Source organism: Leucobacter holotrichiae, from assembly GCF_055791005.1.
The window spans coordinates 32831-57730 of the sequence record NZ_JBVUAC010000002.1 but is presented as its reverse complement, the minus strand read 5'-3'; the positions used below and the strand labels follow the sequence as shown (position 1 = coordinate 57730).

At 65.8% G+C, this 24900-nt stretch carries 33 protein-coding genes; 32 read left to right on the top strand and 1 reads right to left on the bottom strand.

Annotated features, from left to right (window positions below; all coding sequences use genetic code 11):
• The first annotated feature begins 79 nt into the window (after positions 1–79).
• Positions 80–2200, top strand: a complete 2121-nt coding sequence (gene fusA, locus AC0KXF_RS03885) for an elongation factor G (protein WP_473107935.1) — start codon at positions 80–82, stop codon at positions 2198–2200.
• Positions 2201–2365: 165 nt separating this feature from the next.
• Complete coding sequence (tuf, locus tag AC0KXF_RS03880) at positions 2366–3559, top strand: elongation factor Tu (protein ID WP_473107934.1); 1194 nt, start codon at positions 2366–2368, stop codon at positions 3557–3559.
• Positions 3560–3641: 82 nt separating this feature from the next.
• Here tuf and AC0KXF_RS03875 read toward each other — a convergent pair whose 3' ends face one another.
• Complete coding sequence (locus AC0KXF_RS03875; RefSeq protein WP_473107933.1) at positions 3642–5897, bottom strand: M1 family metallopeptidase; 2256 nt, start codon at positions 5895–5897, stop codon at positions 3642–3644.
• Positions 5898–6166: 269 nt separating this feature from the next.
• Between AC0KXF_RS03875 and AC0KXF_RS03870 the strand changes: the two genes are divergently transcribed.
• From AC0KXF_RS03870 to AC0KXF_RS03725, 30 genes are all read left to right on the top strand, one after another.
• The gene (locus AC0KXF_RS03870) at positions 6167–7966 is read left to right on the top strand and encodes a polysaccharide biosynthesis protein (protein WP_473107932.1); all 1800 of its coding nucleotides are present in this window, start codon (positions 6167–6169) and stop codon (positions 7964–7966) included.
• A complete protein-coding gene (locus AC0KXF_RS03865) occupies positions 7963–9060 on the top strand; it encodes an MraY family glycosyltransferase (RefSeq protein ID WP_473107931.1) in 1098 nt (365 codons plus the stop codon). The genes AC0KXF_RS03870 and AC0KXF_RS03865 overlap by 4 nt, the downstream gene beginning before the upstream one ends.
• A gap of 578 nt (positions 9061–9638) precedes the next feature.
• On the top strand, positions 9639–9947 hold the full coding sequence (gene rpsJ, locus AC0KXF_RS03860; protein WP_010156393.1) for a 30S ribosomal protein S10: 309 nt from the start codon (positions 9639–9641) through the stop codon (positions 9945–9947).
• Between the two features lie 16 nt (positions 9948–9963).
• Positions 9964–10617 carry a 50S ribosomal protein L3 gene (gene rplC, locus AC0KXF_RS03855; RefSeq protein WP_223044596.1) on the top strand — a complete coding sequence of 218 codons (654 nt, stop codon included), beginning with the start codon at positions 9964–9966 and terminating at the stop codon, positions 10615–10617.
• A gap of 3 nt (positions 10618–10620) precedes the next feature.
• Positions 10621–11289: a 50S ribosomal protein L4 gene (gene rplD / locus AC0KXF_RS03850; RefSeq protein WP_223044595.1), complete on the top strand. Its 669-nt coding sequence runs from the start codon at positions 10621–10623 to the stop codon at positions 11287–11289.
• Entirely contained in the window at positions 11286–11585 is a 300-nt protein-coding gene (rplW, locus tag AC0KXF_RS03845) for a 50S ribosomal protein L23 (protein WP_223044594.1), read from the top strand. The genes rplD and rplW overlap by 4 nt, the downstream gene beginning before the upstream one ends.
• Positions 11586–11607: 22 nt before the next feature.
• Complete coding sequence (gene rplB / locus AC0KXF_RS03840) at positions 11608–12444, top strand: 50S ribosomal protein L2 (protein WP_223044593.1); 837 nt, start codon at positions 11608–11610, stop codon at positions 12442–12444.
• 24 nt (positions 12445–12468) lie between these two features.
• Positions 12469–12750: a 30S ribosomal protein S19 gene (gene rpsS, locus AC0KXF_RS03835; RefSeq protein ID WP_105804995.1), complete on the top strand. Its 282-nt coding sequence runs from the start codon at positions 12469–12471 to the stop codon at positions 12748–12750.
• A gap of 25 nt (positions 12751–12775) precedes the next feature.
• Positions 12776–13156 carry a 50S ribosomal protein L22 gene (gene rplV, locus AC0KXF_RS03830; RefSeq protein WP_223044592.1) on the top strand — a complete coding sequence of 127 codons (381 nt, stop codon included), beginning with the start codon at positions 12776–12778 and terminating at the stop codon, positions 13154–13156.
• 4 nt (positions 13157–13160) lie between these two features.
• Complete coding sequence (gene rpsC / locus AC0KXF_RS03825) at positions 13161–13919, top strand: 30S ribosomal protein S3 (protein ID WP_017885321.1); 759 nt, start codon at positions 13161–13163, stop codon at positions 13917–13919.
• Between the two features lie 2 nt (positions 13920–13921).
• Positions 13922–14341 (top strand): 50S ribosomal protein L16, encoded by a 420-nt coding sequence (rplP, locus tag AC0KXF_RS03820; RefSeq protein WP_223044591.1) that lies wholly within the window; start codon positions 13922–13924, stop codon positions 14339–14341.
• Positions 14341–14652 (top strand): 50S ribosomal protein L29, encoded by a 312-nt coding sequence (gene rpmC / locus AC0KXF_RS03815; protein WP_017885319.1) that lies wholly within the window; start codon positions 14341–14343, stop codon positions 14650–14652. The genes rplP and rpmC overlap by 1 nt, the downstream gene beginning before the upstream one ends.
• A gap of 2 nt (positions 14653–14654) precedes the next feature.
• Entirely contained in the window at positions 14655–14927 is a 273-nt protein-coding gene (rpsQ, locus tag AC0KXF_RS03810; protein ID WP_017885318.1) for a 30S ribosomal protein S17, read from the top strand.
• A 31-nt stretch (positions 14928–14958) separates the two neighbouring features.
• Positions 14959–15327: a 50S ribosomal protein L14 gene (gene rplN, locus AC0KXF_RS03805; RefSeq protein ID WP_017885317.1), complete on the top strand. Its 369-nt coding sequence runs from the start codon at positions 14959–14961 to the stop codon at positions 15325–15327.
• 4 nt (positions 15328–15331) lie between these two features.
• Positions 15332–15694 carry a 50S ribosomal protein L24 gene (gene rplX / locus AC0KXF_RS03800; RefSeq protein ID WP_223044590.1) on the top strand — a complete coding sequence of 121 codons (363 nt, stop codon included), beginning with the start codon at positions 15332–15334 and terminating at the stop codon, positions 15692–15694.
• Positions 15695–16255, top strand: coding sequence for a 50S ribosomal protein L5 (gene rplE, locus AC0KXF_RS03795; RefSeq protein WP_473107930.1), 561 nt, complete (start codon positions 15695–15697; stop codon positions 16253–16255).
• 117 nt (positions 16256–16372) lie between these two features.
• Positions 16373–16771: a 30S ribosomal protein S8 gene (gene rpsH / locus AC0KXF_RS03790; RefSeq protein ID WP_473107929.1), complete on the top strand. Its 399-nt coding sequence runs from the start codon at positions 16373–16375 to the stop codon at positions 16769–16771.
• 6 nt (positions 16772–16777) lie between these two features.
• Complete coding sequence (gene rplF / locus AC0KXF_RS03785; RefSeq protein ID WP_223044588.1) at positions 16778–17314, top strand: 50S ribosomal protein L6; 537 nt, start codon at positions 16778–16780, stop codon at positions 17312–17314.
• Positions 17315–17317: 3 nt separating this feature from the next.
• Complete coding sequence (gene rplR, locus AC0KXF_RS03780) at positions 17318–17692, top strand: 50S ribosomal protein L18 (protein WP_223044587.1); 375 nt, start codon at positions 17318–17320, stop codon at positions 17690–17692.
• Between the two features lie 23 nt (positions 17693–17715).
• Positions 17716–18384, top strand: a complete 669-nt coding sequence (gene rpsE, locus AC0KXF_RS03775) for a 30S ribosomal protein S5 (protein WP_255572769.1) — start codon at positions 17716–17718, stop codon at positions 18382–18384.
• Positions 18384–18572 (top strand): 50S ribosomal protein L30, encoded by a 189-nt coding sequence (gene rpmD, locus AC0KXF_RS03770; RefSeq protein ID WP_223044585.1) that lies wholly within the window; start codon positions 18384–18386, stop codon positions 18570–18572. Before rpsE ends, rpmD begins: the two co-directional genes overlap by 1 nt.
• Complete coding sequence (rplO, locus tag AC0KXF_RS03765; protein ID WP_223044584.1) at positions 18569–19030, top strand: 50S ribosomal protein L15; 462 nt, start codon at positions 18569–18571, stop codon at positions 19028–19030. The genes rpmD and rplO overlap by 4 nt, the downstream gene beginning before the upstream one ends.
• Positions 19031–19243: 213 nt before the next feature.
• Entirely contained in the window at positions 19244–20569 is a 1326-nt protein-coding gene (secY, locus tag AC0KXF_RS03760) for a preprotein translocase subunit SecY (RefSeq protein WP_473107928.1), read from the top strand.
• Positions 20566–21165 (top strand): adenylate kinase, encoded by a 600-nt coding sequence (locus AC0KXF_RS03755; protein ID WP_473107927.1) that lies wholly within the window; start codon positions 20566–20568, stop codon positions 21163–21165. The genes secY and AC0KXF_RS03755 overlap by 4 nt, the downstream gene beginning before the upstream one ends.
• 3 nt (positions 21166–21168) lie before the next feature.
• Positions 21169–22011 (top strand): type I methionyl aminopeptidase, encoded by an 843-nt coding sequence (gene map, locus AC0KXF_RS03750; RefSeq protein WP_473107926.1) that lies wholly within the window; start codon positions 21169–21171, stop codon positions 22009–22011.
• 196 nt (positions 22012–22207) lie between these two features.
• Positions 22208–22429, top strand: coding sequence for a translation initiation factor IF-1 (gene infA, locus AC0KXF_RS03745; protein ID WP_017885304.1), 222 nt, complete (start codon positions 22208–22210; stop codon positions 22427–22429).
• 67 nt (positions 22430–22496) lie between these two features.
• Positions 22497–22613 (top strand): 50S ribosomal protein L36, encoded by a 117-nt coding sequence (gene rpmJ / locus AC0KXF_RS03740; RefSeq protein WP_017885303.1) that lies wholly within the window; start codon positions 22497–22499, stop codon positions 22611–22613.
• 242 nt (positions 22614–22855) lie between these two features.
• A complete protein-coding gene (gene rpsM, locus AC0KXF_RS03735; RefSeq protein WP_017885302.1) occupies positions 22856–23224 on the top strand; it encodes a 30S ribosomal protein S13 in 369 nt (122 codons plus the stop codon).
• A 48-nt stretch (positions 23225–23272) separates the two neighbouring features.
• Positions 23273–23671, top strand: a complete 399-nt coding sequence (gene rpsK / locus AC0KXF_RS03730; protein WP_017885301.1) for a 30S ribosomal protein S11 — start codon at positions 23273–23275, stop codon at positions 23669–23671.
• Between the two features lie 201 nt (positions 23672–23872).
• Positions 23873–24859 carry a DNA-directed RNA polymerase subunit alpha gene (locus tag AC0KXF_RS03725; RefSeq protein ID WP_223044580.1) on the top strand — a complete coding sequence of 329 codons (987 nt, stop codon included), beginning with the start codon at positions 23873–23875 and terminating at the stop codon, positions 24857–24859.
• Positions 24860–24900 lie beyond the last annotated feature (41 nt).

Genomic DNA, 24900 nt, shown 5'->3' with positions numbered 1-24900 from the left:
GTCATTCCGACAAGCTCGATGAACGATCGGTAATCCCGGTCCGCATCATCTTTTCACCCCCTATTCGGAGGAGACCCCTGTGGCACAAGACGTGCTCACCGACCTGAGCAAGGTCCGCAACATCGGCATCATGGCGCACATCGATGCCGGCAAGACCACTACGACCGAGCGCATCCTGTTCTACACGGGTGTCAACCACAAGCTGGGTGAGACCCACGACGGCGCTTCGACGACCGACTGGATGGAGCAGGAGAAGGAGCGCGGCATCACCATCACCAGCGCCGCGGTGACCTGCTTCTGGAACAAGAACCAGATCAACATCATCGACACCCCGGGCCACGTCGACTTCACCGTCGAGGTGGAGCGCTCGCTGCGCGTGCTCGACGGCGCCGTCGCCGTGTTCGACGGCAAGGAGGGCGTGGAGCCCCAGTCCGAGACCGTGTGGCGTCAGGCCGACAAGTACGGCGTTCCCCGCATCTGCTTCGTCAACAAGATGGACAAGATGGGCGCCGACTTCTACTTCACGGTCGACACCATCATCAGCCGCCTCGGCGCCAAGCCGCTCGTGATGCAGCTGCCCATCGGCTCGGAGAGCGACTTCATCGGCGTCGTCGACCTGCTGTCGATGCAGGCCTTCGTCTGGGAGGGCGACTCCAAGGGCGACGTGTCCCTGGGCGCCGCCTACGAGACCCGCGAGATCCCCGCCGAGCTCCAGGCCAAGGCCGAGGAGTACCGCGCGCAGCTTGTCGAGACCGTCGCCGAGAGCGACGACGAGCTGCTCGAGAAGTTCTTCGGCGGCGAGGAGCTCACCGTCGAGGAGCTCAAGGCGGGCATCCGCAAGCTGGTCGTGAACAACGAGATCTACCCCGTGTACTGCGGCTCGGCGTTCAAGAACCGCGGCATCCAGCCGATGCTCGACGCGGTCGTCGACTTCCTGCCGAACCCGCTCGACGTGGGCGCGATCCAGGCGCACGATCCCCGCGACGAGTCGGTCGTCATCGAGCGCAAGCCGTCGGCCGACGAGCCGTTCTCGGCGCTCGCGTTCAAGATCGCCGTGCACCCCTTCTTCGGACGCCTCACCTACGTGCGCGTGTACTCGGGCAAGGTCGAGTCGGGCGCCCAGGTCGTGAACTCGACCAAGGGCAAGAAGGAACGCATCGGAAAGATCTTCCAGATGCACGCCAACAAGGAGAACCCGGTCGACGAGCTCACCGCAGGCAACATCTACGCGGTGATCGGTCTCAAGGACACGACCACGGGCGACACGCTCTGCGACCCGAACAACCAGGTCGTGCTCGAGTCGATGACCTTCCCGGAGCCCGTGATCGAGGTGGCCATCGAGCCGAAGACCAAGGGCGATCAGGAGAAGCTCGGCGTCGCGATCCAGAAGCTCGCCGAAGAGGATCCCACGTTCCGCGTGAGCCTCAACGCCGAGACCGGCCAGACCGTCATCGCCGGCATGGGCGAGCTGCACCTCGACATCCTCGTCGATCGCATGAAGCGCGAGTTCAAGGTTGAGGCGAACGTGGGCAAGCCCCAGGTGGCCTACCGCGAGACGATCCGTCGCGAGGTGCCGAAGTACGACTACACCCACAAGAAGCAGACCGGTGGATCCGGTCAGTTCGCGAAGGTGCAGATCTCGCTGGCGCCGCTCGAGATCGAAGAGGGCAGCGACAAGACGTACGAGTTCGAGGACAAGGTGACCGGTGGTCGCGTTCCTCGCGAGTACATCCCGTCGGTCGACGCCGGCATCCAGGACGCCATGCAGTACGGCATCCTCGCCGGGTTCCCCGTGGTCAACGTCAAGGCTCAGCTGCTCGACGGCCAGTACCACGATGTCGACTCCTCGGAGATGGCGTTCAAGATCGCGGGTTCGATGGCCTTCAAGGAGGCCGCGCGCCTCGCTCAGCCCGTCATCCTCGAGCCGCTCATGGCGGTCGAGGTGCGTACTCCCGAGGAGTACATGGGCGACGTGATCGGCGACCTGAACTCCCGCCGCGGGCAGATCCAGTCCATGGAGGATGCGAGCGGCGTCAAGGTCGTGCGGGCCCTCGTGCCGCTCTCCGAGATGTTCGGGTACATCGGCGATCTGCGGTCGAAGACCAGCGGTCGTGCGGTGTTCTCGATGACCTTCGACTCCTACGCTGAGGTGCCGAAGGCCGTGGCCGATGAGATCGTTCAGAAGGCTAAGGGCGAGTAATCCCGCCCGCTGTTCGGCGGCGGACTCCGGCTCCGCCGCCGAACACATCGCTCAGGTCGCGATCGCAGGCTTGAGCTTGTAACATAGGTACACACACCCCGTATTCGCGTGCCCTCGAAACCGTCGAGGGAAAGCGAGTGCAACGATGTCCTGAGGAGGACCATAGTGGCGAAGGCCAAGTTCGAGCGGACCAAGCCGCACGTAAACATCGGAACGATCGGTCACGTCGACCACGGTAAGACCACTCTTACCGCGGCGATCTCGAAGACCCTCGCTGACAAGTTCCCGTCTGACGTCAACGTGCAGCGCGACTTCGATACGATCGACTCGGCTCCCGAGGAGCGCCAGCGCGGCATCACCATCAACATCTCGCACGTCGAGTACGAGACCGACAAGCGCCACTACGCTCACGTTGATGCCCCCGGTCACGCTGACTACATCAAGAACATGATCACCGGCGCCGCTCAGATGGACGGCGCGATCCTCGTGGTCGCGGCCACCGACGGTCTCATGGCTCAGTCGAAGGAGCACATCCTGCTCGCCAAGCAGGTCGGCGTTCCCTACCTGCTCGTCGCGCTGAACAAGTGCGACCAGGTCGACGACGAGGAGATCCTCGAGCTCGTCGAGATGGAGGTCCGCGAGGAGCTCACAAAGAACGGCTTCGACGGCGACAACGCTCCCGTCGTGCGCGTCTCGGGCTACCAGGCGCTCCAGGGCGAGGAGAAGTGGGTCAACTCGGTCCTCGAGCTCATGGAGGCCGTCGACGCGAGCATCCCCGATCCCGTGCGTGACAAGGACAAGCCGTTCCTCATGCCCGTCGAGGACGTCTTCACCATCACCGGCCGCGGCACCGTGGTCACCGGCCGCGCCGAGCGCGGTACGCTGAAGATCAACTCCGAGGTCGAGATCGTGGGTCTGCGCCCGACGCAGAAGACCACCGTCACCGGCATCGAGATGTTCCACAAGCAGCTCGACGAGGCCTGGGCCGGCGAGAACTGCGGCCTCCTCCTCCGCGGCACCAAGCGCGAAGAGGTCGAGCGCGGTCAGGTCGTGGTCGCTCCCGGTTCGATCACCCCGCACACCAAGTTCGAGGGCACCGCCTACATCCTGAAGAAGGAAGAGGGCGGCCGTCACAACCCGTTCGAGACGAACTACCGTCCGCAGTTCTACTTCCGTACGACTGACGTGACCGGTGTCATCACCCTGCCCGAGGACAAGCCGATGGTCATGCCCGGCGACACCACCGACATGTCGGTCGAGCTGATCCAGCCGATCGCTATGGAGGAGGGCCTCGGCTTCGCGATCCGTGAGGGTGGCCGTACCGTCGGCGCCGGCACGGTGACCAAGGTCGTCGAGTAAGTCTCAGACTGACTGAGCGGATCCCGATCCGCTGAAGAACCCCCGGGAGCGATCCCGGGGGTTCTTCGCGTTTACCGGCTCTCTACTCTACGGAGGCCCGGCGACGGAGCAGCAGGATCGCTCCGGCGATGAGCAGTAGCGCGCCGGTTCCGATCGCCCACGGCGCGATGTCTGCGCTCCCGCCCGTGGTGGGAAGCGTACCGTTCCCGTCCGTACGCGGGGGAGTCCCGCCGTCGGCATCGCCGCTCGCACCGGCACCGCCCGAACCTGCGCCGTCGGGGTCGCCGGTACCGTCGGGGTCGCCGGTACCGTCGGGGTTGCCGGTGCCGTCGGGGTTGCCGGTGCCGTCGGGATAACCGGCGCTGTCGGGATCACCGGTGGCGTCGGGATCACCCGTGGCGTCGGGATCGCCGGTGCTGTCCTGGTCCGGGGCCGTGGTGTGGCCGACGGCGCACGTACCGCAGAATGCGCCCAGCGAACCCGAGGCGGTCGCGTCGAGGGCGGCGCCGTAGGCGTGATCCTGGACCCGCACGGCGAACGATGCGGTCGTGGACTCCGTGCCGGTGATCTCGGGCACGTCCCAGGTGAGCGTGGTGCCGTCGAGCGACAGAGCGGGATCGAGGGCCGCGTCATCGAGCTGCGCATCGTCGAGGACCTCGGAGAGGTCGACCGTCGCGGTCCCCGCGAGTGGGACCTGTCCGGTGTTCTTCGCCGTCAGCGTGTACACGATCTCGCTGCCGGGCGCCACTTCGCCGCCCGCGGGATCTGCGGCGAGGTCGAGAGCCCACGTCGACGGCCAGGCGGGCTTGTCGCGCTCGTAGAGCCAGTCCTGGAAGAACGCCGCGAGATCCTTCCCCGACTTCTCCTCAGCCAGCGCGATGAAGTCAGCGGTCGACTTGCTCTGCCCGCTGTTCGACTGGGCCCACGTCGAGAGGAGGTCGAAGAAGACCTCGTCGCCGACGACCTGGCGCAGCGCCTCGTAGGTCATCGCTCCACGCGTGTACGACTGCCACCCGAAGAGCTCGACCTGATCCGTCATGGCCGCGGGTGCGACCTTCCACCTGTCGTGCGCCGCGTCCGTGTCGTCCCAGATCGCGAAGTACGTCTCAGCGGTGGTCTTGCCCGGCTCCGCGCCGAGCCCGATCTCCTGATCGAACATCGCCGACGAGTAGGTGGCCTGCCCCTCGCTCATCCAGATGTTGTTCCAGTCGTCGGGGGTGACGGCCGCGCCGAACCACTGGTGGGCGATCTCGTGCACGAGCGTGCCGAGCCCGGGGACTCCGGGGAAGTACGAGCGGTCCTGCGTCTCGAGCGCGTAGCCCACGTTCGACTCGTGCACGATGATGCCGGTGCTGTTGCCGGGGTACGGGCCGTACTTGGACTCCAGGAAACGGTGGATCTCCTGCATCCGGCCGAGGCGGTCGATCGTCGTGCTCTTCTGCTCCGGCGTGAGTGAGGCGTCGATGAACGACCACTCGGGGATCTCGCGACCGTCGCTCAGCGTGATCGTGCTCTGGTGCAGATCGTAGTTGCCGATCCCCACCATCGCGGACATCGTCGCCTGCTGCTTCTGCTGTTGCCAGTGCCAGGTCGTGGTGCCGTCCCCGTTGTCGACGGAACCGACGAGCTCTCCATTGCTCACAGCCGAGGCCGGGAGCTCGTTCATCGTCGTCGGGACGGTGATCTGAGTGTTGAAGGTGGCCTTGTCCGCCGGCGTGTTGTTGCTCGGCAGCCAGGTCATGGTGCCCACCGGCTGACCGAGCGCGATCACGCCGTTCGGGGTGGCGACCCAGCCCTCGCTCGAACCGTCGTTGTCGAGGTGCATGCTGGGCACGCCCGAGTACTGCACGACCGTGGTGAACTCGCCCTGCACCGGGGCGGCCGGGGTGATCACGAGCTTGTACGACTCGGACGGCTTATCGACCGCCGGCCGCGTGAATGTCGCGGGCTCGCCGTTCACGGTCACCGAGTCGACGGTCATCCCCTCGAAATCGAGGGAGAACGACCTGAGCGCTTCGGGGGCGGTGGCGGTGATCCCGGCCGTCGCGTCGAGGTCGCCCGCGGGTCGATCGTCGATCGCCGTGTGCGCGTAATCGAGCTCCACATCGTAGTGGAGCACGTCGTAGCCGCCGTTGCCGATGCCGGTGAAGAGCGAGTCGCCGTAGCTCAACGAGCCGTCGGTCGGGGCCGCGTGCGCAGGGGACGCGCCGATGAGCGGCAACCCGGCGACGAGCAGCGAGGCCGCCGCGACGCGGACGCCTCGGCGTCCGGAGCGCCGCGGGTGCGTGGGCGGCGGAGGCTCGGGTGTCGAAGGGCGGGCGGCGGATGTGACAGTCATAGCGGGTGCACCTGTTCCTTTGCGTCATTGCAGGGGAGCGGGCGCAGCGAGCGGCGCCCACGCCCGGACATCGCCGAAGGCGACGAGATCCAATCTATAGAGGTCTCCGCGCGGGCCGTGCGGTACATGTTCGACAGGGGTCCATACCGGGGCTTGAGCGGTGGTGCTCGGGACGGCGCGGTGCGGCTCGCGGCCAGGAGCTGAGCGGTATCCTCGAAGTGTTCCGAGGCTCAGCCTCTGATCGGTCCAGCAGAGCGAATGGAGAACGAGTGCCGCAGACCCCGGGCGAGCGCGTCGCCCACTTTACCCGCCAGTACGGGCTGCTCTTCCTGCTCGACGCCGCCTCCTGGGCGATCGGGATCCTCGCCGCTCTCGTACTGCGCTTCGACTTCAACCTCAACCGCATCCATTGGGGATGGACCCTCGCGGTGGTCGGCATCACCGTGGTGCTGCAGCTGCTCGGCGGGTGGATCTTCTGGTTGTACCGCAACCGATACGAGATCGGCAGTTTCGACGAGGTGCGGGCACTGGTGCTGAACATCACCGCTGTGATGATCGTCGCCTGGGTGTTCGCCTTCCTTGTCGGATACGGCAATGGGATCCCGCGCAGCACCATGATCATCGCCGCACCGATCACCTTCAGTCTCATGGGGGTGTCGCGATATGTGCTGCGCCTCTACAACGAGCGGCAGCTCAAGCCGGGGGCCGAGGCGGAGCGAGCGCTGCTGTACGGCGCCGGATATCTGGGCGTGCAGACCGCGAAGCGTCTGCTCACGGACTCCAAGGGGTCGGTGCTGCCGGTCGGATTCATCGACGACGATCCCGAGAAGCGGCACCAGGAGGTCAGGGGAGTGCGGGTGCTCGGCAGCTTCGAGGACCTCGCCGATGCCGCGCGGCAGACCCGCGCGACCCGGCTGATCGTGTGCATCGGCGATGCGGATGCCTCAATGATGCGGCGCGTCGATCAGGCTGCGGACGAGGCGGGGATCACCGCCATGGTGCTGCCGCCGCTCGAGCAGATCCTGCAGAACGCCTCTGCGATCTCCAATGTGCGCGAGCTGTCGATCGAGGATCTCATCGGCCGCCACCCCGTGCGGCTCGAGACGGAATCGATCGCCGAGTACCTGCAGGATCGTCGTGTGCTGGTCACGGGCGCAGGCGGGTCGATCGGATCCGAGCTGTGCCGCCAGCTCGCGCGCTTCGCCCCGAGCGAGCTGATCATGCTCGACCGCGACGAGACCGCGCTCCAGGAGACCCAGCTGTCGATCAGCGGCCACGGGCTCCTCGACACCAACGACGTGGTGCTCGCCGACATCCGCGACGAGGCCGCTCTGCAGCGCATCTTCACCGCGCGTCGCCCCGAGGTCGTGTTCCACGCGGCCGCGCTCAAGCACCTGCCGATGCTCGAGCAGTATCCGGACGAGGCGTGGAAGACCAACGTGCTCGGCACGCTGAACGTGCTGCGCGCGGCGCAGGCCGCGCACGTCGGAACGTTCGTCAACATCTCGACCGACAAGGCCGCGAACCCCACGAGCGTGCTCGGCCACTCGAAGCGGGTCGCCGAGAAGCTCACAGCGTGGATGGCCCAGCAGACGGGCCGGCGGTACCTGTCGGTCCGCTTCGGCAACGTGATCGGCAGCCGGGGCTCCATGCTGCCGACCTTCCGCAAGCTCATCGAGGCGGGCGGACCCATCACGGTGACGCACCCCGAGGTGACGCGGTTCTTCATGACGATCCCGGAGGCGTGTCAGCTGGTCGTGCAGGCCGGCGGCATCGGGCGGCCGGGTGAGGTGCTGATCCTCGACATGGGGGATCCCGTGCGCATTATCGATGTTGCGCGGCGCATGATCGCGCAATCGGGCAAGGACATCGAGATCGTGTTCACCGGGTTGCGGCACGGGGAGAAGCTGCACGAGGAGCTGGTGGGTGTCGGCGAGGGCGACGAACGTCCCTTCCACCCGAAGATCTCGCACGCCCACGTCGACACGATCTCACCGGAGGTGCTCGACCATGAGGGATGGGTCGCCCGCCTCGACCTGACGGAGGCCGCTGAGGAGCGCGTGCAGTGATCGGGATCGGAAGCGCGTTCGTCATCGGCGCGGTCACGCTCGTGCTCAGCCTGCTGCTGCCCTTCGCCGTGAGACCTTGGCTGTTCAAACTCGGCATCATGGACGTTCCCAACGAGCGCTCCTCGCACGAGAAGCCGGTGCTGCGCGGTCTGGGACTCGCGGTGCTCATCGCGATGGCTGTCGGCGGCGGTGCCGGTGCGCTGCTGCCGCCCCTTCTCGGCGAGTCCTACGTCTCGAGCACCCTGATCACTGTGGTGCTCGGTTCGCTCGCGGCCGGCCTGCTCGGCCTCGCCGAGGACCTGCGGGGCCTGAGCGTACGCATCCGCAGTCTCTGCCTGCTGCTCATCGCCTGCTGCGTCTCCACCTCGATGCTGTGGCAGCCGCAGCTCTTCTCCGAGGCATCCGGCTTGGCGAGCCCGGTGATCCTGCAGTGGGTGTCGGGGTGGGCGAGCCAGAGCCCGCTGCCGCTGTGGGGTCTCATCCTGCTGGCGGTCTATGCGATCCTGTTCATCTCCAGCTACATCAACGTGGCCAACTTCATGGACGGGCTCAACGGGATCAGCGGCTTCCACGGAGTCATCGCCGGCCTCGCGTTCGGTACCGCCGGATATCTCACGGGCCACGGCTGGCTGCTGCTCGCGGGCCTCGTGCTGGCCGCCGGATTCGGCGGGTTCCTGCCGTGGAACCTGACCAGACCCGGCGCGTTCCTCGGTGACGTCGGCAGCTATCTGCTCGGCGGAGCGGTGGCGATCACGAGCTTCGCGGCGCTCGTCTCGGGCGTGCCGTTCCTCGCCACGATCGGCCCCATGGTCATCTACTTCGGCGATGTGGGGGTCACGCTCGTGAAGCGCGTGCGCGCCGGCCACAAGTGGGACGAGCCGCACAAGGAGCACGCCTACCAGCGCATTCAGCAGCTCGGCTACACGCATGTGCAGGCCTCGCTCATCACGGCAGGATGCACCGCGCTGGCATCGCTGCTCGGGCTGGTGTCGCTGTTCACAGGCCTCTGGGGCACGCTCGCACTGCTCGTGGGCGGTCTCGCGGTGGTGGTCTTCTACACGCTCCTTCCCCGTCTGCTTCCTCGCCGCGTCTGAACCGCGGCGGTGAGGTATCGCGGAGAGCGAGCGCATCAGGGCCGCTCTTCCCTCGGGCGGTGAGGGGATTGGAGTTCTGCGCGCATCGGGGCCTGCTTCTCGGGCGGTGAGGGATCGCGGAGAGCGAGCGCATCAGGGTTGGCGCGGCTGAGCGGAGCGAAGACGCGGCGGGGTTCCCTGCCTAGCGAGCGCGCGATCCCGAACCGCGACACGCCCGGGTTGCATCAACTCCCGCACCCGTGCGAGAATAGACAGGTTCAGTACTCCGCGCCTTTGCGCGGATCACTGCCAGGCAGTGCATCATCGCTCGGGTTCGTCCGGAGCGGGTGAGGCCGCGGGTAGCGAACACCACCCGTGCATCGAAGCGGCTCGGCGAAAGCCCGGTCGCTTCATGTGTGCGGGGCCGCCTCTGCGCAGGTCGCAGGCGCGGTTCTTGACAGGTGAACAGAGACCCAGCACGGAGCGCTCGTCAGAGCGCGTGTGCCAGGGCGCTGGTACGCAAGACGTCCAATGCCGGCGCGCCTCCCGACAAGCTCGGGGAGCGCAGCGGTACGACGCAAGTAGAAAGTAGAGATGTCATGGCGGGACAGAAGATCCGCATTCGACTGAAGTCGTATGACCACGAGGTCATCGACAGCTCCGCACGTAAGATCGTCGACACGGTGACCCGCGCGGGTGCGACCGTGATCGGCCCCGTGCCGCTCCCCACGGAGAAGAACGTGATCGCAGTGATTCGTTCGCCCCACAAGTACAAGGACAGCCGCGAGCACTTCGAGAAGCGCACGCACAAGCGCCTGATCGACATCGTCGATCCCACCCCGAAGGCCGTCGATTCGCTCATGCGTCTCGATCTGCCTGCCGACGTCAACATCGAGATCAAGCTCTAAGGGGGGGATCCGCAGCATGTCAGTAGCACGTAACGTGAAGGGTCTTCTGGGCACCAAGCTCGGTATGACGCAGGTCTGGGATGAGAACGGCAACGTCGTCCCCGTGACCGTCATCGAGGTGGCCCCCAACGTGGTCACCCAGATCCGCACCCCCGAGGTCGACGGCTACAGCGCCGTTCAGATCGCCGCGGGTCAGATCGATCCCCGCAAGGTCAACAAGCCTTCCGCCGGTCACTTCGAGAAGGCGGGCGTCACGCCTCGCCGTCACCTCACCGAGGTGCGCACGGCCGACGCGGCCGAGTACTCGCTCGGTCAGGAGCTCACCGTCGACGCCACCTTCGAGGCCGGTCAGAAGATCGACGTCGTGGGTACCTCGAAGGGCAAGGGCTTCGCGGGCACGATGAAGCGCCACAACTTCAAGGGCGTTTCGGCTTCGCACGGTGCGCACCGCAACCACCGCAAGCCGGGCTCGATCGGTGGCGCAGCCACCCCGGGTCGCGTCTTCAAGGGACAGCGCATGGCCGGCCGTATGGGCGGCGATCGTGTCACCGTGCAGAACCTCACCGTGCAGGCGATCGACGCCGAGAAGGGTCTCATCCTGGTCAAGGGTGCGGTTCCCGGCGCTCGCGGTCGTCTCGTTTTCGTTCGCAACGCAGTGAAGGGGGCGTAGTTCATGGCTACCGCTACCAAGCTCGAGGTGCTCGATGCCCAGGGCAAGAAGGCCGGATCGGTCGATCTTCCCGAGGCCATCTTCGGCGCCGAGACCAACGTCCCGCTGATCCACCAGGTGGTCACCGCTCAGCTCGCAGCTGCGCGCCAGGGTACGCACAAGACCAAGAACCGCGGCGAGCGCTCCGGTTCGGGTGTCAAGCCGTTCAAGCAGAAGGGCACCGGCCGCGCCCGCCAGGGTTCGGTCCGCATGCCGCAGCACCGCGGCGGTGGTATCGTGCACGGTCCCGTGCCGCGCGATTACGCACAGCGCACCCCCAAGAAGATGATCGCTGCCGCGCTCACCGGCCTGCTCTCGGATCGCGCTCGTGCGAACCGTCTGCACGTCGTCGAGTCGTTCGGCATCGGTGAGAAGCCCAGCACCAAGTCGGCTCGCGAGTTCCTCGCATCGGTCGCGCCGGGCAAGCGTGTGCTCGTGGTCATCACCCGTGAGGATGAGGTCACCGCGCTCAGCGTTCGCAACCTGCAGCACGTCCACGTGCTGTTCCAGGATCAGCTCAACGCCTACGACGTGGTCGTCAGCGACGATCTCGTCTTCACCAAGGCAGCCTTCGACGCGTTCGTCGCCGGCCGCACGGTTGACACCAACACCGCTAAGGAGGGCGCGAAGTGAGCCTGCCTAAGTCTGCACACGACGTCATCATCCGCCCGATCGTCTCGGAGAAGAGCTACAACCTCATCGACGCGAACGGCCAGTACACCTTCGAGGTGCAGCCGACCGCGAACAAGACCGAGATCAAGCTCGCCATCGAGCAGGTCTTCAGCGTGAAGGTCGACAAGGTCCGCACCCTCAACCGCAAGGGCAAGACCCGCCGCACGAAGTTCGGCATGGGCAAGCGCAAGGACACCAAGCGCGCCATTGTCACGCTGAAGTCGGGCTCCATCGACATCTTCACGGCTGCGCTGTAGAAGGGGCGAAGAGGAACACAATATGGCTATTCGCAAGTACAAGCCGACGACCCCGGGTCGTCGCGGCTCGAGCGTCGCTGATTTCGCTGAGATCACGCGTTCGACGCCTGAGAAGTCGCTGCTCCGCCCGCTCCCCAAGACGGGCGGCCGCAACAACCAGGGCCGTATCACCACCCGTCACATCGGTGGTGGACACAAGCGCCAGTACCGCGTCATCGACTTCCGTCGCAATGACAAGGACGGCGTGAACGCCAAGGTCGCGCACATCGAGTACGACCCGAACCGCACGGCGCGCATCGCGCTGCTGCACTTCGAGGACGGCACGAAGCGCTACATCATCGCCCCCAACAAGCTGAAGCAGGGCGACATCGTCGAGTCGGGCGCCGGCGCGGATATCAAGCCCGGCAACAACCTGCCGCTGAAGAACATCCCCACCGGTACGGTTATCCACGCGATCGAGCTGAAGCCGGGCGGGGGAGCGAAGCTCGCTCGTTCCGCCGGTGCGTCGGTTCGCCTCGTGGCGAAGGACGGCCCCTACGCCCAGCTGCGTCTGCCCTCGGGCGAGATCCGCAACGTCGACGCGCGCTGCCGCGCGACCGTCGGCGAGGTGGGCAACGCCGAGCAGTCGAACATCAACTGGGGCAAGGCCGGCCGCATGCGCTGGAAGGGCGTCCGCCCGACCGTGCGCGGTGTCGTCATGAACCCGGTGGATCACCCGCACGGCGGCGGCGAAGGCCGCACCTCGGGCGGTCGTCACCCGGTCAGCCCCTGGGGTCAGAAGGAAGGCCGCACGCGCCACCCGAACAAGGAAAGCGACAAGCTCATCGTGCGTCGCCGTCCGACCGGCAAGAAGCGTTAAACGGCAGGTAGGAGAGAGTAGAAGATGCCTCGTAGTCTCAAGAAGGGCCCCTTCGTCGACAACCACCTGCTGAACAAGGTGGTTGCCCAGAACGAAGCCGGCACCAAGAACGTGATCAAGACCTGGTCGCGCCGTTCGATGATCATCCCCGCCATGCTGGGGCACACCATCGCGGTCCACGACGGTCGCAAGCACATCCCGGTGTTCGTCACCGAAACCATGGTGGGTCACAAGCTGGGCGAGTTCGCGCCCACCCGCACCTTCCGTGGCCACGTGAAGGACGACAAGAAGGGCCGTCGCCGCTAAGCGGTGACGTGAAGGAGGAAGAGAAATGGTGGAGTCGATCGCACGCGTGCGTCATATCCGCATCACCCCCCAGAAGGCCCGTCGCGTTGTTGACCTGGTTCGCGGAAAGAACGCTCAGGAGGCCCTCGCCATCCTGAAGTTCGCCCCGCAGGCGGCCGCGGAACCCGTGTTCAAGCTCGTCGCATCGGCGATCGCGAACGCGCGTGTCAAGGCCGACAACGAGAACCTGCGCCTCAACGAGGACGAGCTCGTCGTTGCTCGCGCCTTCGTCGACGAGGGAGCGACGCTCAAGCGTTTCCGCCCTCGTGCGCAGGGGCGCGCATTCCGCATCAACAAGCGCACGAGCCACATCACGGTCGTTCTGCAGACCGCTGACGAGCTCGCCGCCGCGAAGAAGGGAGCCTAACGGTATGGGCCAGAAGATTCATCCCTACGGCTTCCGCCTCGGGGTCACCACCGACCACGTGTCGCGCTGGTTCTCGGACTCGACCAAGAAGGGTCAGCGCTACGCCGACTACCTGGCCGAGGACATCAAGATCCGCCAGCACCTGACGAAGCAGCTCGACCGCGCGGGCGTTTCCCGCGTCGAGATCGAGCGCACCCGTGACCGCGTCCGCGTGGACATCCACTCGGCTCGTCCCGGCATCGTCATCGGCCGCCGCGGCGCCGAGGCCGAGCGCATCCGCGCCGACCTCGAGAAGCTCACCGGCAAGCAGATCCAGCTGAACATCCTCGAGGTGAAGAACCCCGAGGCCGACGCTCAGCTCGTCGCTCAGGGCATCGCCGAGCAGCTCGCTGCTCGCGTGGCGTTCCGTCGCGCGATGCGCAAGGGTCTGCAGGGCGCTCAGCGCGCGGGCGCCAAGGGCATCCGAATCCAGGTCTCCGGCCGTCTCGGCGGCGCCGAGATGAGCCGTTCGGAGTTCTACCGCGAGGGTCGTGTGCCGCTGCACACGCTGCGCGCGAACATCGACTACGGCTTCTACGAGGCGAAGACCACCTTCGGCCGCATCGGCGTGAAGGTCTGGATCTACAAGGGTGACCTCACCAACAAGGAACTCGCTCGCGAGCAGGCGGCCCAGAAGCCGTCGCGCGACCGCGGCGATCGTCGCCGCGCGCCCCGTGGCGCGCAGGCCGAGGCTGCACCCGCTGCAGCAGGAGCGGAGAAGTAAGCATGCTGATTCCCCGTCGAGTTAAGTACCGCAAGCAGCACCACCCCAGCCGCAGCGGTCAGTCGAAGGGCGGCACCACGGTCGCGTTCGGCGAGTTCGGTATCCAGGCCCTCACCCCCGCTTACGTGACGAACCGTCAGATCGAGTCCGCTCGTATCGCGATGACCCGTCACATCAAGCGCGGCGGCAAGGTGTGGATCAACATCTACCCCGATCGTCCCCTCACCAAGAAGCCCGCGGAGACCCGTATGGGCTCGGGTAAGGGTTCGCCCGAGTGGTGGGTGGCCAACGTCAAGCCGGGCCGTGTGCTCTTCGAGGTCGCCGGCGTCGACGAGCAGCTCGCTCGTGAGGCGCTGACCCGCGCGATCCACAAGCTGCCGCTCAAGGCCCGTATTATCAAGCGCGAGGAGGGCGACGCGTAATGGCGATCGGTACCAAAGAACTGGCCATCACCGAACTCGATAGCTTCGAGGACGAGCGTCTGGCCGAGGAGCTCAAGAAGGCCAAGGCCGAGCTCTTCAACCTTCGTTTCCAGTCGGCCACCGGCCAGCTGGAGAGCCACGGCCGCGTGCGCCAGGTGAAGCGCGACATCGCTCGCATCTACACCGTGCTGCGCGAGCGCGAGCTCGGTCTCCGGGTGACCCCGGCGGCCGCCCCTGCTCCCGCCAAGGCGAAGAAGAGCAGCAAGAAGACCGAGCAGGCGGACGCCGCCGCTGAGACGAAGGAGGCCTAAGAATGGCTGAGGTCGAGAAGGAACAGCGCGGCTACCGTAAGGCCCGCCGCGGTTACGTCGTCAGCGACAAGATGGACAAGACCATCGTCGTCGAGGTCGAGGATCGCGTGAAGCACCCGCTCTACGGCAAGGTCATGCGCCGGTCGTCGAAGGTCAAGGCCCATGACGAGCAGAACACCGCAGGCATCGGCGATCTCGTGCTCATCCACGAGACCCGCCCGCTGAGCGCCACCAAGCGCTGGCGTCTGGTCGAGATCCTCGAGAAGGCGAAGTAAGCCTCGCGCTTACTGAGTGAAGGAGTAACAAGTGATTCAGCAGGAATCCCGACTCAAGGTCGCCGATAACACCGGCGCCAAGGAGTTGCTCACCATCCGTGTGCTCGGGGGCTCGAAGCGTCGTTACGCCGGTCTCGGCGACACGATCGTCGCGACCGTGAAGGACGCGATCCCCGGCGGCAACGTGAAGAAGGGCGACGTGGTCAAGGCCGTCGTCGTCCGGGCTCGCAAGTCGACCCGTCGTGCCGATGGCTCGTACATCAGCTTCGACGAGAACGCAGCCGTCATTCTCAAGGCAGACGGGGAGCCCCGCGGCACCCGTATCTTCGGGCCGGTCGGCCGTGAGCTGCGCGACAAGCGGTTCATGAAGATCGTCTCGCTCGCACCGGAGGTGATCTAGTCCTATGGGCGCAAAGATCAAGAAGGGTGACCTCGTCGAGGTCATCTCGGGCCCGTCGCAGGAGCGCGGCGGCTACAAGGGCAAGCAGGGCCGCGTCATCGACGTGCTCACCGAGAGCGACCGCGTGGTCGTCGAGGGTGTGAACTTCGTGACGAAGCACGTGCGCGTCGGCCAGTCGGATCGAGGCACCCGCGAGGGCGGCATCGAGACCGTCGAGGCCCCGATCCACGTCTCCAACGTCGCTATCGTCGATCCCGAGACGAAGAAGCCGACTCGCGTCGGGTTCCGCGTCGAGGAGGTCGAGAAGAACGGCAAGAAGAAGACCGTTCGCGTGCGCTACGCCAAGCAGTCTGGGAAGGACCTCTAAATGACTGAGACCAAGGTTCAGCCCCGTCTCAAGCAGAAGTACCGGAACGACATCGTTCCGCAGCTGCGCGAGGAGTTCGAGTACGCCAACATCATGCAGGTTCCGGGCATCGTCAAGGTGGTCGTGAACACCGGTGTCGGCGACGCCGCTCGCGACAGCAAGGTGATCGAGGGCGCGATCGCCGACCTCACCAAGATCACCGGCCAGAAGCCCATGGTGACCAAGGCCCGCAAGTCCATCGCGCAGTTCAAGCTGCGCGAGGGCCAGGCCATCGGCGCGCACGTCACCCTGCGCGGTGACCGCGCGTGGGAGTTCCTCGATCGCCTGATCAGCCTCGCGCTGCCCCGAATCCGCGATTTCCGCGGTCTTTCGGCCAAGCAGTTCGATGGAAACGGCAACTACACCTTCGGTTTGACCGAGCAGAGTGTGTTCCACGAGATCGATCAGGATAAGATTGATCGAGTGCGCGGTTTCGACATCACTGTCGTGACCACCGCGAAGTCCGACGACGAGGGTCGCGCGCTGCTCAAGGCGCTCGGCTTCCCCTTCAAGTCGGAATAACTGAATAGTCCAAACGGTGAGGGTGCTCGGGAGTTTCCCGGGCACCCGATCCGTGTGTCACCCAGGTCACACTCCGTGTAACGGTGTGTGATACCAGGCGAGAAAGAAGAGTCACTCATGACGATGACTGATCCGGTAGCAGACATGCTGACCCGGCTGCGCAACGCCAACTCTGCGCATCATGACGACGTTTCGCTCCCCGGCTCGAAGCTGAAGGAGCGGATCGCTGAGATCCTCAAGCGCGAAGGCTACATCAAGGACTGGAAGGTGGAGGAGGCTCGCGTCGGCACCACCCTCACCATGTCGCTGAAGTACGGCCCGAACCGCGAGCGCTCCATCGAGGGCATCAAGCGCGTATCGAAGCCCGGTCTCCGGGTGTACGCGCGCTCGACCGAGATCCCGAGCGTGCTCGGCGGCCTCGGCATCGCGATCCTGTCCACCTCCTCGGGGCTCCTCACCGACCGCGAGGCTGAGCAGAAGGGCGTTGGCGGGGAAGTCCTCGCTTACGTGTGGTAAGCCGTCATGTCACGTATTGGTAAGCTTCCCATCACCGTTCCCGGTGGTGTAGACGTCAAGATCGAAGGCCAGAAGGTCACGGTCAAGGGTTCGAAGGGCGAGCTGTCGCTCGTCGTCGCCGAACCGATCCGCGTTGCTCTCGAGGACGGCCAGGTGCTGGTCACCCGTCCCGACGACGAGCGCGACTCCCGAGCGCTGCACGGTCTGACCCGCACGCTCATCAACAACAACATCATCGGTGTGACCGAGGGCTACTCGAAGCAGCTCGAGGTCGTCGGCACGGGTTACCGCGTGCAGCAGAAGGGCCAGGGCCTCGAGCTCGCGCTCGGCTTCTCGCACCCGGTGAACGTCGAGGCACCGGAGGGCATCACGCTCGCCGTCGAGGGCAACACGAAGATCATCGTGAGCGGCATCTCGAAGCAGGCGGTCGGCGAGGCCGCTGCGAACATCCGCAAGCTGAAGAAGCCGGAGCCCTACAAGGGCAAGGGCATTCGCTACGCCGGTGAGAACGTCCGTCGCAAGGCAGGAAAGGCTGGTAAGTAACCCATGGCCGCTTCAGTATCTCGGGCTAAGGGTCGTACGGCTGCTCGCATCCGTCGCCACACCCGCCTGCGCAAGAAGATCGTCGGCACCGAGGCGCGTCCCCGCCTCGTCGTGAACCGCTCGGCTCGCCACGTCTTCGTTCAGATCGTCGACGACTCGAAGGGCGTCACCGTCGCTTCGGCCTCGACCATGGAGGCCGATCTGCGCGCGTTCGACGGCGACAAGACCGCCAAGGCGCGCAAGGTCGGCGAGCTCGTCGCAGAGCGCGCGAAGAACGCCGGTGTCGAGGCAGTCGTCTTCGACCGCGGCGGCAGCAAGTACGCAGGCCGCGTCGCAGCGATCGCCGATGGCGCTCGCGAAGGGGGGCTGGCCCTGTGAGCAACGAAACGAAGGAGCAGGAAGTGTCTGCTGAGACTCAGGCCGCCGAGGCGCCGGCTCAGGATCACCGCAACGAGCCCCGCGAGCAGCGTCGCGGCAGCCGTGACCGCGGTACCCGTGGCGAGCGCGGCGGACGCGATCGCAGCGAGAGCCAGTTCCTCGAGCGCGTCGTGACCATCAACCGCGTGTCGAAGGTCGTCAAGGGCGGCCGTCGCTTCAGCTTCACCGCGCTCGTCGTGGTGGGCGACGGCAACGGCACCGTCGGTGTCGGCTACGGCAAGGCGAAGGAGGTGCCCCTCGCCATCTCCAAGGGTGTCGAGGAGGCGAAGAAGAACTTCTTCCGCGTGCCCCGCGTCGGCAGCACCATCCCGCACCCGGTGCAGGGCGAGGCCGCAGCCGGCGTCGTGCTGCTGCGCCCGGCCGCTGCCGGTACCGGTGTTATCGCCGGCGGTCCGGTCCGCGCCGTGCTCGAGTGCGCCGGCATCCACGATGTGCTGAGCAAGTCGCTCGGCTCGTCGAACACCCTGAACATCGTGCACGCGACCGTCGAGGCGCTGCAGCAGCTCGAGGAGCCCCGCTCCGTCGCAGCACGCCGCGGCCTCGACTTCGACCGCGTCGCCCCGGCTCGCATCGTGCGCGCCGAGGCGAAGGCCGCGGCCGACGCTGCCGCGAAGGCAAAGGCAGGTGCGTAATGGCGAAGAGCCTGAGGATTACGCAGACGAAGTCCGTTATCAGTGAGAAGCAGAACCAGCGCGATACCCTGCGCAGCCTCGGCCTCAAGAAGATCGGCCAGTCGGTCGTTCGTGAGGACACCCAGGCTAACCGCGGCTACGTGCGCGCTGTCGCTCACCTTGTAGAGGTTGAGGAGATCGACGCATGAGCGAGAAGAACGAGGAGCGCGAGCCGGTGCTCAAGGCGCATCACCTGCGTCCGGCTCCGGGCTCGAAGAAGGCCAAGACCCGTGTGGGTCGCGGCGAGGGCTCGAAGGGCAAGACCGCGGGCCGCGGTACCAAGGGCACCAAGGCCCGGTACCAGGTGAAGGCCGGCTTCGAGGGTGGGCAGATGCCGCTGCACATGCGCACCCCGAAGCTGCGCGGGTTCAAGAACCCGTTCCGCACCGAGTACCAGGTCGTCAACGTCGCGAAGCTCGCAGAGCTCTACCCGCAGGGTGGCGACGTGACCGTCGAGGATCTCGTGTCGAAGGGCGCCGTCCGCAAGAACCAGCCCGTCAAGGTGCTGGGTGACGGCGACCTGCAGGTCAAGCTCACCGTGTCGGTCGACAAGGTCTCCGGCTCTGCCGAGCAGAAGATCGTCGCCGCCGGCGGAGAGATCAAGTAAGGGTCCGTCAGGACTCGAACACTCGAGCATGACTCGGGTAGTGGGGGCGCGGCGGGGTCGGCACACGTGCCGCCCCGCCTCGCCCCCGCTTTTCGTTTGAGGGATCGCCGCTCGGCCGGTCCCTGTTTTTCAGGCCCCACCATCCATGTAGGCTGGTGCAATCGGTTCTCGTCGTCAGGCGAAGGCCCATACGACGTTCCCAGGAGGCAGATTTTGTTCAGCGCCATCGGACGGATCTTCCGGACCCCTGATCTGCGGCGGAAGATCGTCTTCACGCTCGCGATCGTTTCCCTTTTCCGGCTCGGATCCTTCATCCCGGCACCGTTCGTTCAGTTCGACAATGTGCAGGCCTGCCTCGTCGCCAATCAGGCGCAGGGCACCTCGGGCCTCTATGACATGATCAACCTGTTCAGCGGCGGCGCTCTGCTGCAGCTGTCGATCTTCGCGCTGGGCATCATGCCCTACATCACCGCCTCCATCATCACGCAGCTGCTGCGCGTGGTGATCCCGCACTTCGAAGCGCTGCACAAGGAAGGACAGGCGGGCCAGGCCAAGCTGACCCAGTACACCCGCTACCTGACGATCGCACTCGCGGTCCTGCAGTCGACCACGCTGATCACCGTCGCCCGCTCGGGCCAGCTCTTCGGAGCGGTGGCGAACCAGGCATGCCAGAACCTCGTCTCGCAGGAGTGGTGGGCGATCCTCATCATGATCATCACGATGACGGCCGGCACCGGTCTCATCATGTGGTTCGGCGAGCTGATCACCGAGCGCGGCATCGGCAACGGCATGTCGCTCCTCATCTTCACCTCGATCGCGGCGACCTTCCCCAGCGCCATGTGGATGATCAAGGAGTCGAAGGGCTGGGAGGTGTTCATCCTGGTGCTCGCGGTCGGCCTCGTCGTCGTCGCCGCGGTCGTCTTCGTCGAGCAGTCCCAGCGCCGTATTCCCGTGCAGTACGCGAAGCGCGTGGTGGGGCGTCGGACCTATGGGGGCAGCAGCACCTATATCCCGATCAAGGTCAACATGGCCGGTGTGATCCCGGTCATCTTCGCCTCCGCGATCCTGTACCTGCCCATGCTGATCACTCAGTTCAATCAGCCGCAGATCGGCGAGGAGCCGAAGGCCTGGGTGGTCTGGATCCAGAACAATCTCGTGTACGGCGACCAGCCCGTGTACATGCTCGTCTTCTTCCTGCTCACCATCGGATTCACCTTCTTCTACGTGCAGATCACCTTCAACCCCGAAGAGGTCTCCGACAACATGAAGCAGTACGGCGGGTTCATCCCCGGCATCCGCGCCGGGCGACCCACCGCCGAGTACCTCAACTACGTGCTCACCCGTATCACCAGCGCGGGATCGCTCTACCTGGGGCTGATCGCGCTCATCCCGCTCATCGCGCTCGCCTTCTTCGGAGCCAACCAGAACTTCCCGTTCGGCGGTGCTTCGATCCTGATCATCGTGGGTGTCGGTCTCGAGACCGTCAAGCAGATCGACGCTCAGCTGCAGCAGCGCCACTACGAAGGGCTTCTCAAGTGACCGATACCCAGACCACTCGACTGCTGATCATCGGCCCGCCAGGTGCGGGCAAGGGTACCCAGGCCTCCGCGATCGCGGAGCGCTACGGGGTGCCGGCCATCTCGACCGGTGATATCTTCCGAGCCAACATCAAGGGCGGCACCGAACTCGGCAAGCGGGTGCAGGCGATCATCGAGCGCGGCGAGCTCGTGCCCGACTCGCTCACCAACGAGATCGTCGAGGATCGCCTCGCGCAGCCCGATGCGGCCGCCGGTTTCCTGCTGGACGGGTACCCCCGCACGGTCGATCAGGTGCACGCGCTCGACGACATGCTCGACGGCTCGTCGCTCGACGCGGTCGTGCTGCTGGAGGCCGACGTCGACGCGGTCGTCGCCCGCCTGCTGAAGCGCGCTGAGATCGAAGGCCGCGCCGACGACACCGAAGAAGTGATCCGCCACCGCCAGGAGGTGTACGCCGAGCAGACCGCGCCGCTCATCGCGCTGTTCTCGGAGCGCGGGGTCCTGGTGACGGTCGACGCCCTCGGCACCGTCGAGGAAGTCGCCGAGCGCATCGCCGAGGGGCTCGAAGCGAAGCTTGCCGCTCCGGTGGAGCGCTAGGCCGTGGCCCGTCGAGGGATCCTGCGCCGTTCCATCTACAAGTCGCCGGCGCAGCTGCGGCTGATGGTCGAGCCGGGACTCGCGACCGCCGCGGCCCTCGCGGCGATGCGCGAGGCGGTGCGCCCCGGCATCACGCCGCTCGAACTCGACGCGCTCGCCGAGGAAGCGATCCGCTCGCGCGGCGGCGCCCCCAACTTCGTGCTCGAACCCGGCTACCGCCATACGATCTGCGCGAACGTCAACGAGCACGTGGTGCACGGGATCCCGACGGATCGCCCGCTCGAGCCGGGCGATATCGTCGCTCTCGACGCCGGGGCCGTGGTGAAGGGCTGGAACGGAGACGCCGCCATCACCGCAGTGCTGCCGGATCACGCGCGGCCCGAGCGGACCGCTGAGATCCAGAAGCTCAGTGACGTCACCGAGGCCGCGATGTGGCGCGGGATCGCGAGGCTTGCATCGGCATCCCACCTGAACGAGGTGGGGGAGGCCGTCTCCGCCTACGTCCGCTCGCACAGCGATTTCGGCGTGCTCGAGGATTACATCGGCCACGGCATCGGACGCAGCATGCACGAGGATCCACCGGTCTTCAACGTGCCGGTGAAGCGGCGCGGGCCCGAGGTGAAGCCCGGCCTCGTGGTGGCGATCGAACCCATCATCTCCGCGGGCGGGATCGACACCGTGGTGGAGGACGACGACTGGACGGTCACGATCGCGGACGGCTCGATGAGCGCGCAGTGGGAGCACTCTGTCGCCGTGCACGAGAAGGGGATCTGGGTGCTGACCGCTGAGGACGGCGGAGCGAGCGGACTCGAGCCGCTCGGGATCACCCCGGTTCCGATCCCGTAGGCACTCCTGTCGATCCCGTAGCCGCATCGGCGTGTCGTAAACCTCGGGTTTACAAATGCGCCACGCCCGGGTACTCTTGATCTTTGGTGCTTTGCGCCTGTTTTCGTGTTCGCGGCGGAAGTTCCGCTTCGTGCTCGCAGGCAAGTTCAGGGCATTCGCAAGACCAGCACAAACCTACGCAAGCGATAGTGAGGCTATGGCGAAGAAAGACGGCGTCATCGAGATCGAGGGACAGGTTGTCGAGGCTCTGCCCAATGCGATGTTCCGCGTTGAGCTGACCAATGGACACAAGGTGCTCGCTCATATCTCCGGAAAGATGCGCCAGCACTACATCCGCATCCTCCCCGAGGACCGCGTGATCGTGGAGCTGACGCCCTACGATCTGACCCGCGGCCGCATCGTCTACCGCTACAAGTAGGTCGCTGGAAAGTAACGGCTCGCGGCACCCCGCGAGTACGAGGACAGCGAACTATGAAGGAAACATCATGAAGGTCAAGCCCAGCGTCAAGCCGATCTGCGATCACTGCAAGGTCATTCGTCGTCACGGCCGCGTCATGGTGATCTGCAAGAGCAACCCGCGCCACAAGCAGCGTCAGGGCTAGCGGATCGTCATACTGCGCGAGCAAGAAGCCGCAGACTCTCATACGAGGTCCTGCCGTTCGCAAGCTCATGCAGGATGACGAGGCTGCTCGAGCAGAACACGCAACTCAATAACTGATCCAGCGCATCGAAGAGCCCGCACGGGCGCAGGCCGACCGTCTGCCGAAGCGCGGGGGACACCTCGGGTCGGAGGCCCGAACCCCCGATGCGCACCAAACCTCCACGATCCGCAAGGAGAGCCAACATGGCACGTCTCGCAGGAGTCGACATCCCGCGCGATAAGCGCGTCGAGATCGCACTCACCTACATCTACGGCGTCGGCCGCACCAGCGCGCTGAAGACCCTCGCCGACACCGGCATCGACGGCAACATCCGCGTCAAGGACCTCACCGACGACCAGCTCGTCGCGCTCCGCGACTACATCGAAGGCAACTTCAAGGTTGAGGGCGACCTCCGCCGCGAGGTCGCAGCCGACATCCGCCGCAAGGTCGAGATCGGCAGCTACCAGGGTCTCCGCCACCGCAAGGGCCTGCCCGTGCACGGTCAGCGCACCAAGACGAACGCTCGCACCCGCAAGGGCCCGAAGCGCACCGTCGCCGGCAAGAAGAAGTAACCGCCGGTTCACTGACCGAACACACAGAGCTTTTCAGGAGAATACTCAATGGCTGCACCCAAGACCGCGGCTCGTAAGCCGCGTCGCAAGGACAAGAAGAACGTCGTCGTGGGCCAGGCCCACATCAAGTCGACGTTCAACAACACGATCGTCTCGATCACCGACACCACCGGTGCTGTGATCAGCTGGGCCTCCTCGGGCGGCGTCGGCTTCAAGGGCTCGCGCAAGTCGACCCCCTTCGCCGCTCAGCTCGCCGCGGAGTCGGCTGCGCGCAAGGCGCAGGAGCACGGCATGAAGAAGGTCGATGTCTTCGTGAAGGGTCCGGGCTCGGGCCGCGAAACCGCGATCCGCTCGCTTCAGGCCGCAGGCCTCGAGGTCGGGTCGATCACCGATGTCACCCCGCAGACGCACAACGGTTGCCGTCCGCCGAAGCGCCGTCGCGTCTGAACTGATTGTCATGCCGACTGCGGTCGGCTTCGACTGCCGCCCTCCGCGGTATCGAGGCACCCAGATCGACATCGGCGAATGCTAGCGGCTTCCGGCCGCAATGGAATCCCGTTGCGGCCGGTCGCCGAGGCTGTTTCAGTCCTTCCCTTTCCCATCAACGCATGAGTCATATAGCGGACTCCAGCGAAAGGACCACACACAGTGCTCATTGCACAGCGACCCACTCTGACTGAAGAATCGATCTCCGAGTACCGTTCGCGCTTCGCCATCGAGCCGCTCGAGCCCGGCTTCGGCTACACGCTCGGCAACTCCCTGCGTCGCACCCTGCTCTCGTCGATCCCCGGTGCCGCGGTGACCAGCGTGCGCTTCGAGGGCGTCGCCCACGAGTTCACGACGATCCCCGGTGTGACCGAGGACGTCACCGAGATCATCCTCAACATCAAGGATCTCGTCGTCTCGAGCGAGCATGACGAGCCGATCACGGCGTACCTGCGCAAGACCGGCGCCGGTGAGGTGACCGCCGCCGACATCTCCGCTCCCGCGGGCGTCGAGGTGCACAACCCCGAGCTCGTCATCGCGACGCTCAGCGACACCGCGCAGTTCGAGCTCGAGCTGACCATCGAGCGCGGCCGCGGCTACGTCTCGGCTGCTCAGAACCGCAACGAGGACGCCGAGGTCGGCCGCATCCCGGTCGACTCGATCTACTCGCCCGTGCTCAAGGTCACCTACCGCGTGGAGGCCACGCGTGCGGGCGAGCGCACCGACTTCGATCGCCTCGTCGTCGACGTCGAGACCAAGCCCGCCATCACGCCCCGCGACGCGATCGCGTCGGCCGGCTCGACTCTCGTCGAGCTGTTCGGTCTGGCCCGCGAGCTCAACACCGCCGCCGAGGGCGTCGAGATCGGCCCCGCGCCGGTCGAGGTCGTGGCCGAGGGTGAGCTCTCGATCCCGATCGAGGACCTGGATCTCTCGGTGCGCAGCTACAACTGCCTGAAGCGCGAGGGCATCAACACGGTGAGCGAGCTCGTCGCGCTCTCCGAGGCGCAGCTGATGAACATCCGCAACTTCGGCCAGAAGTCCGTCTTCGAGGTGCGCGACAAGCTCACCGAGATGGGCCTCTCGCTGAAGGACGCGGTGCCCGGCTTCGACGGTGCGCAGTTCTACAGCTACGAAGACGACAACAACTAACGACCCGGCGCTGCTCGCCTGATCGCACACTTACTGGAGTA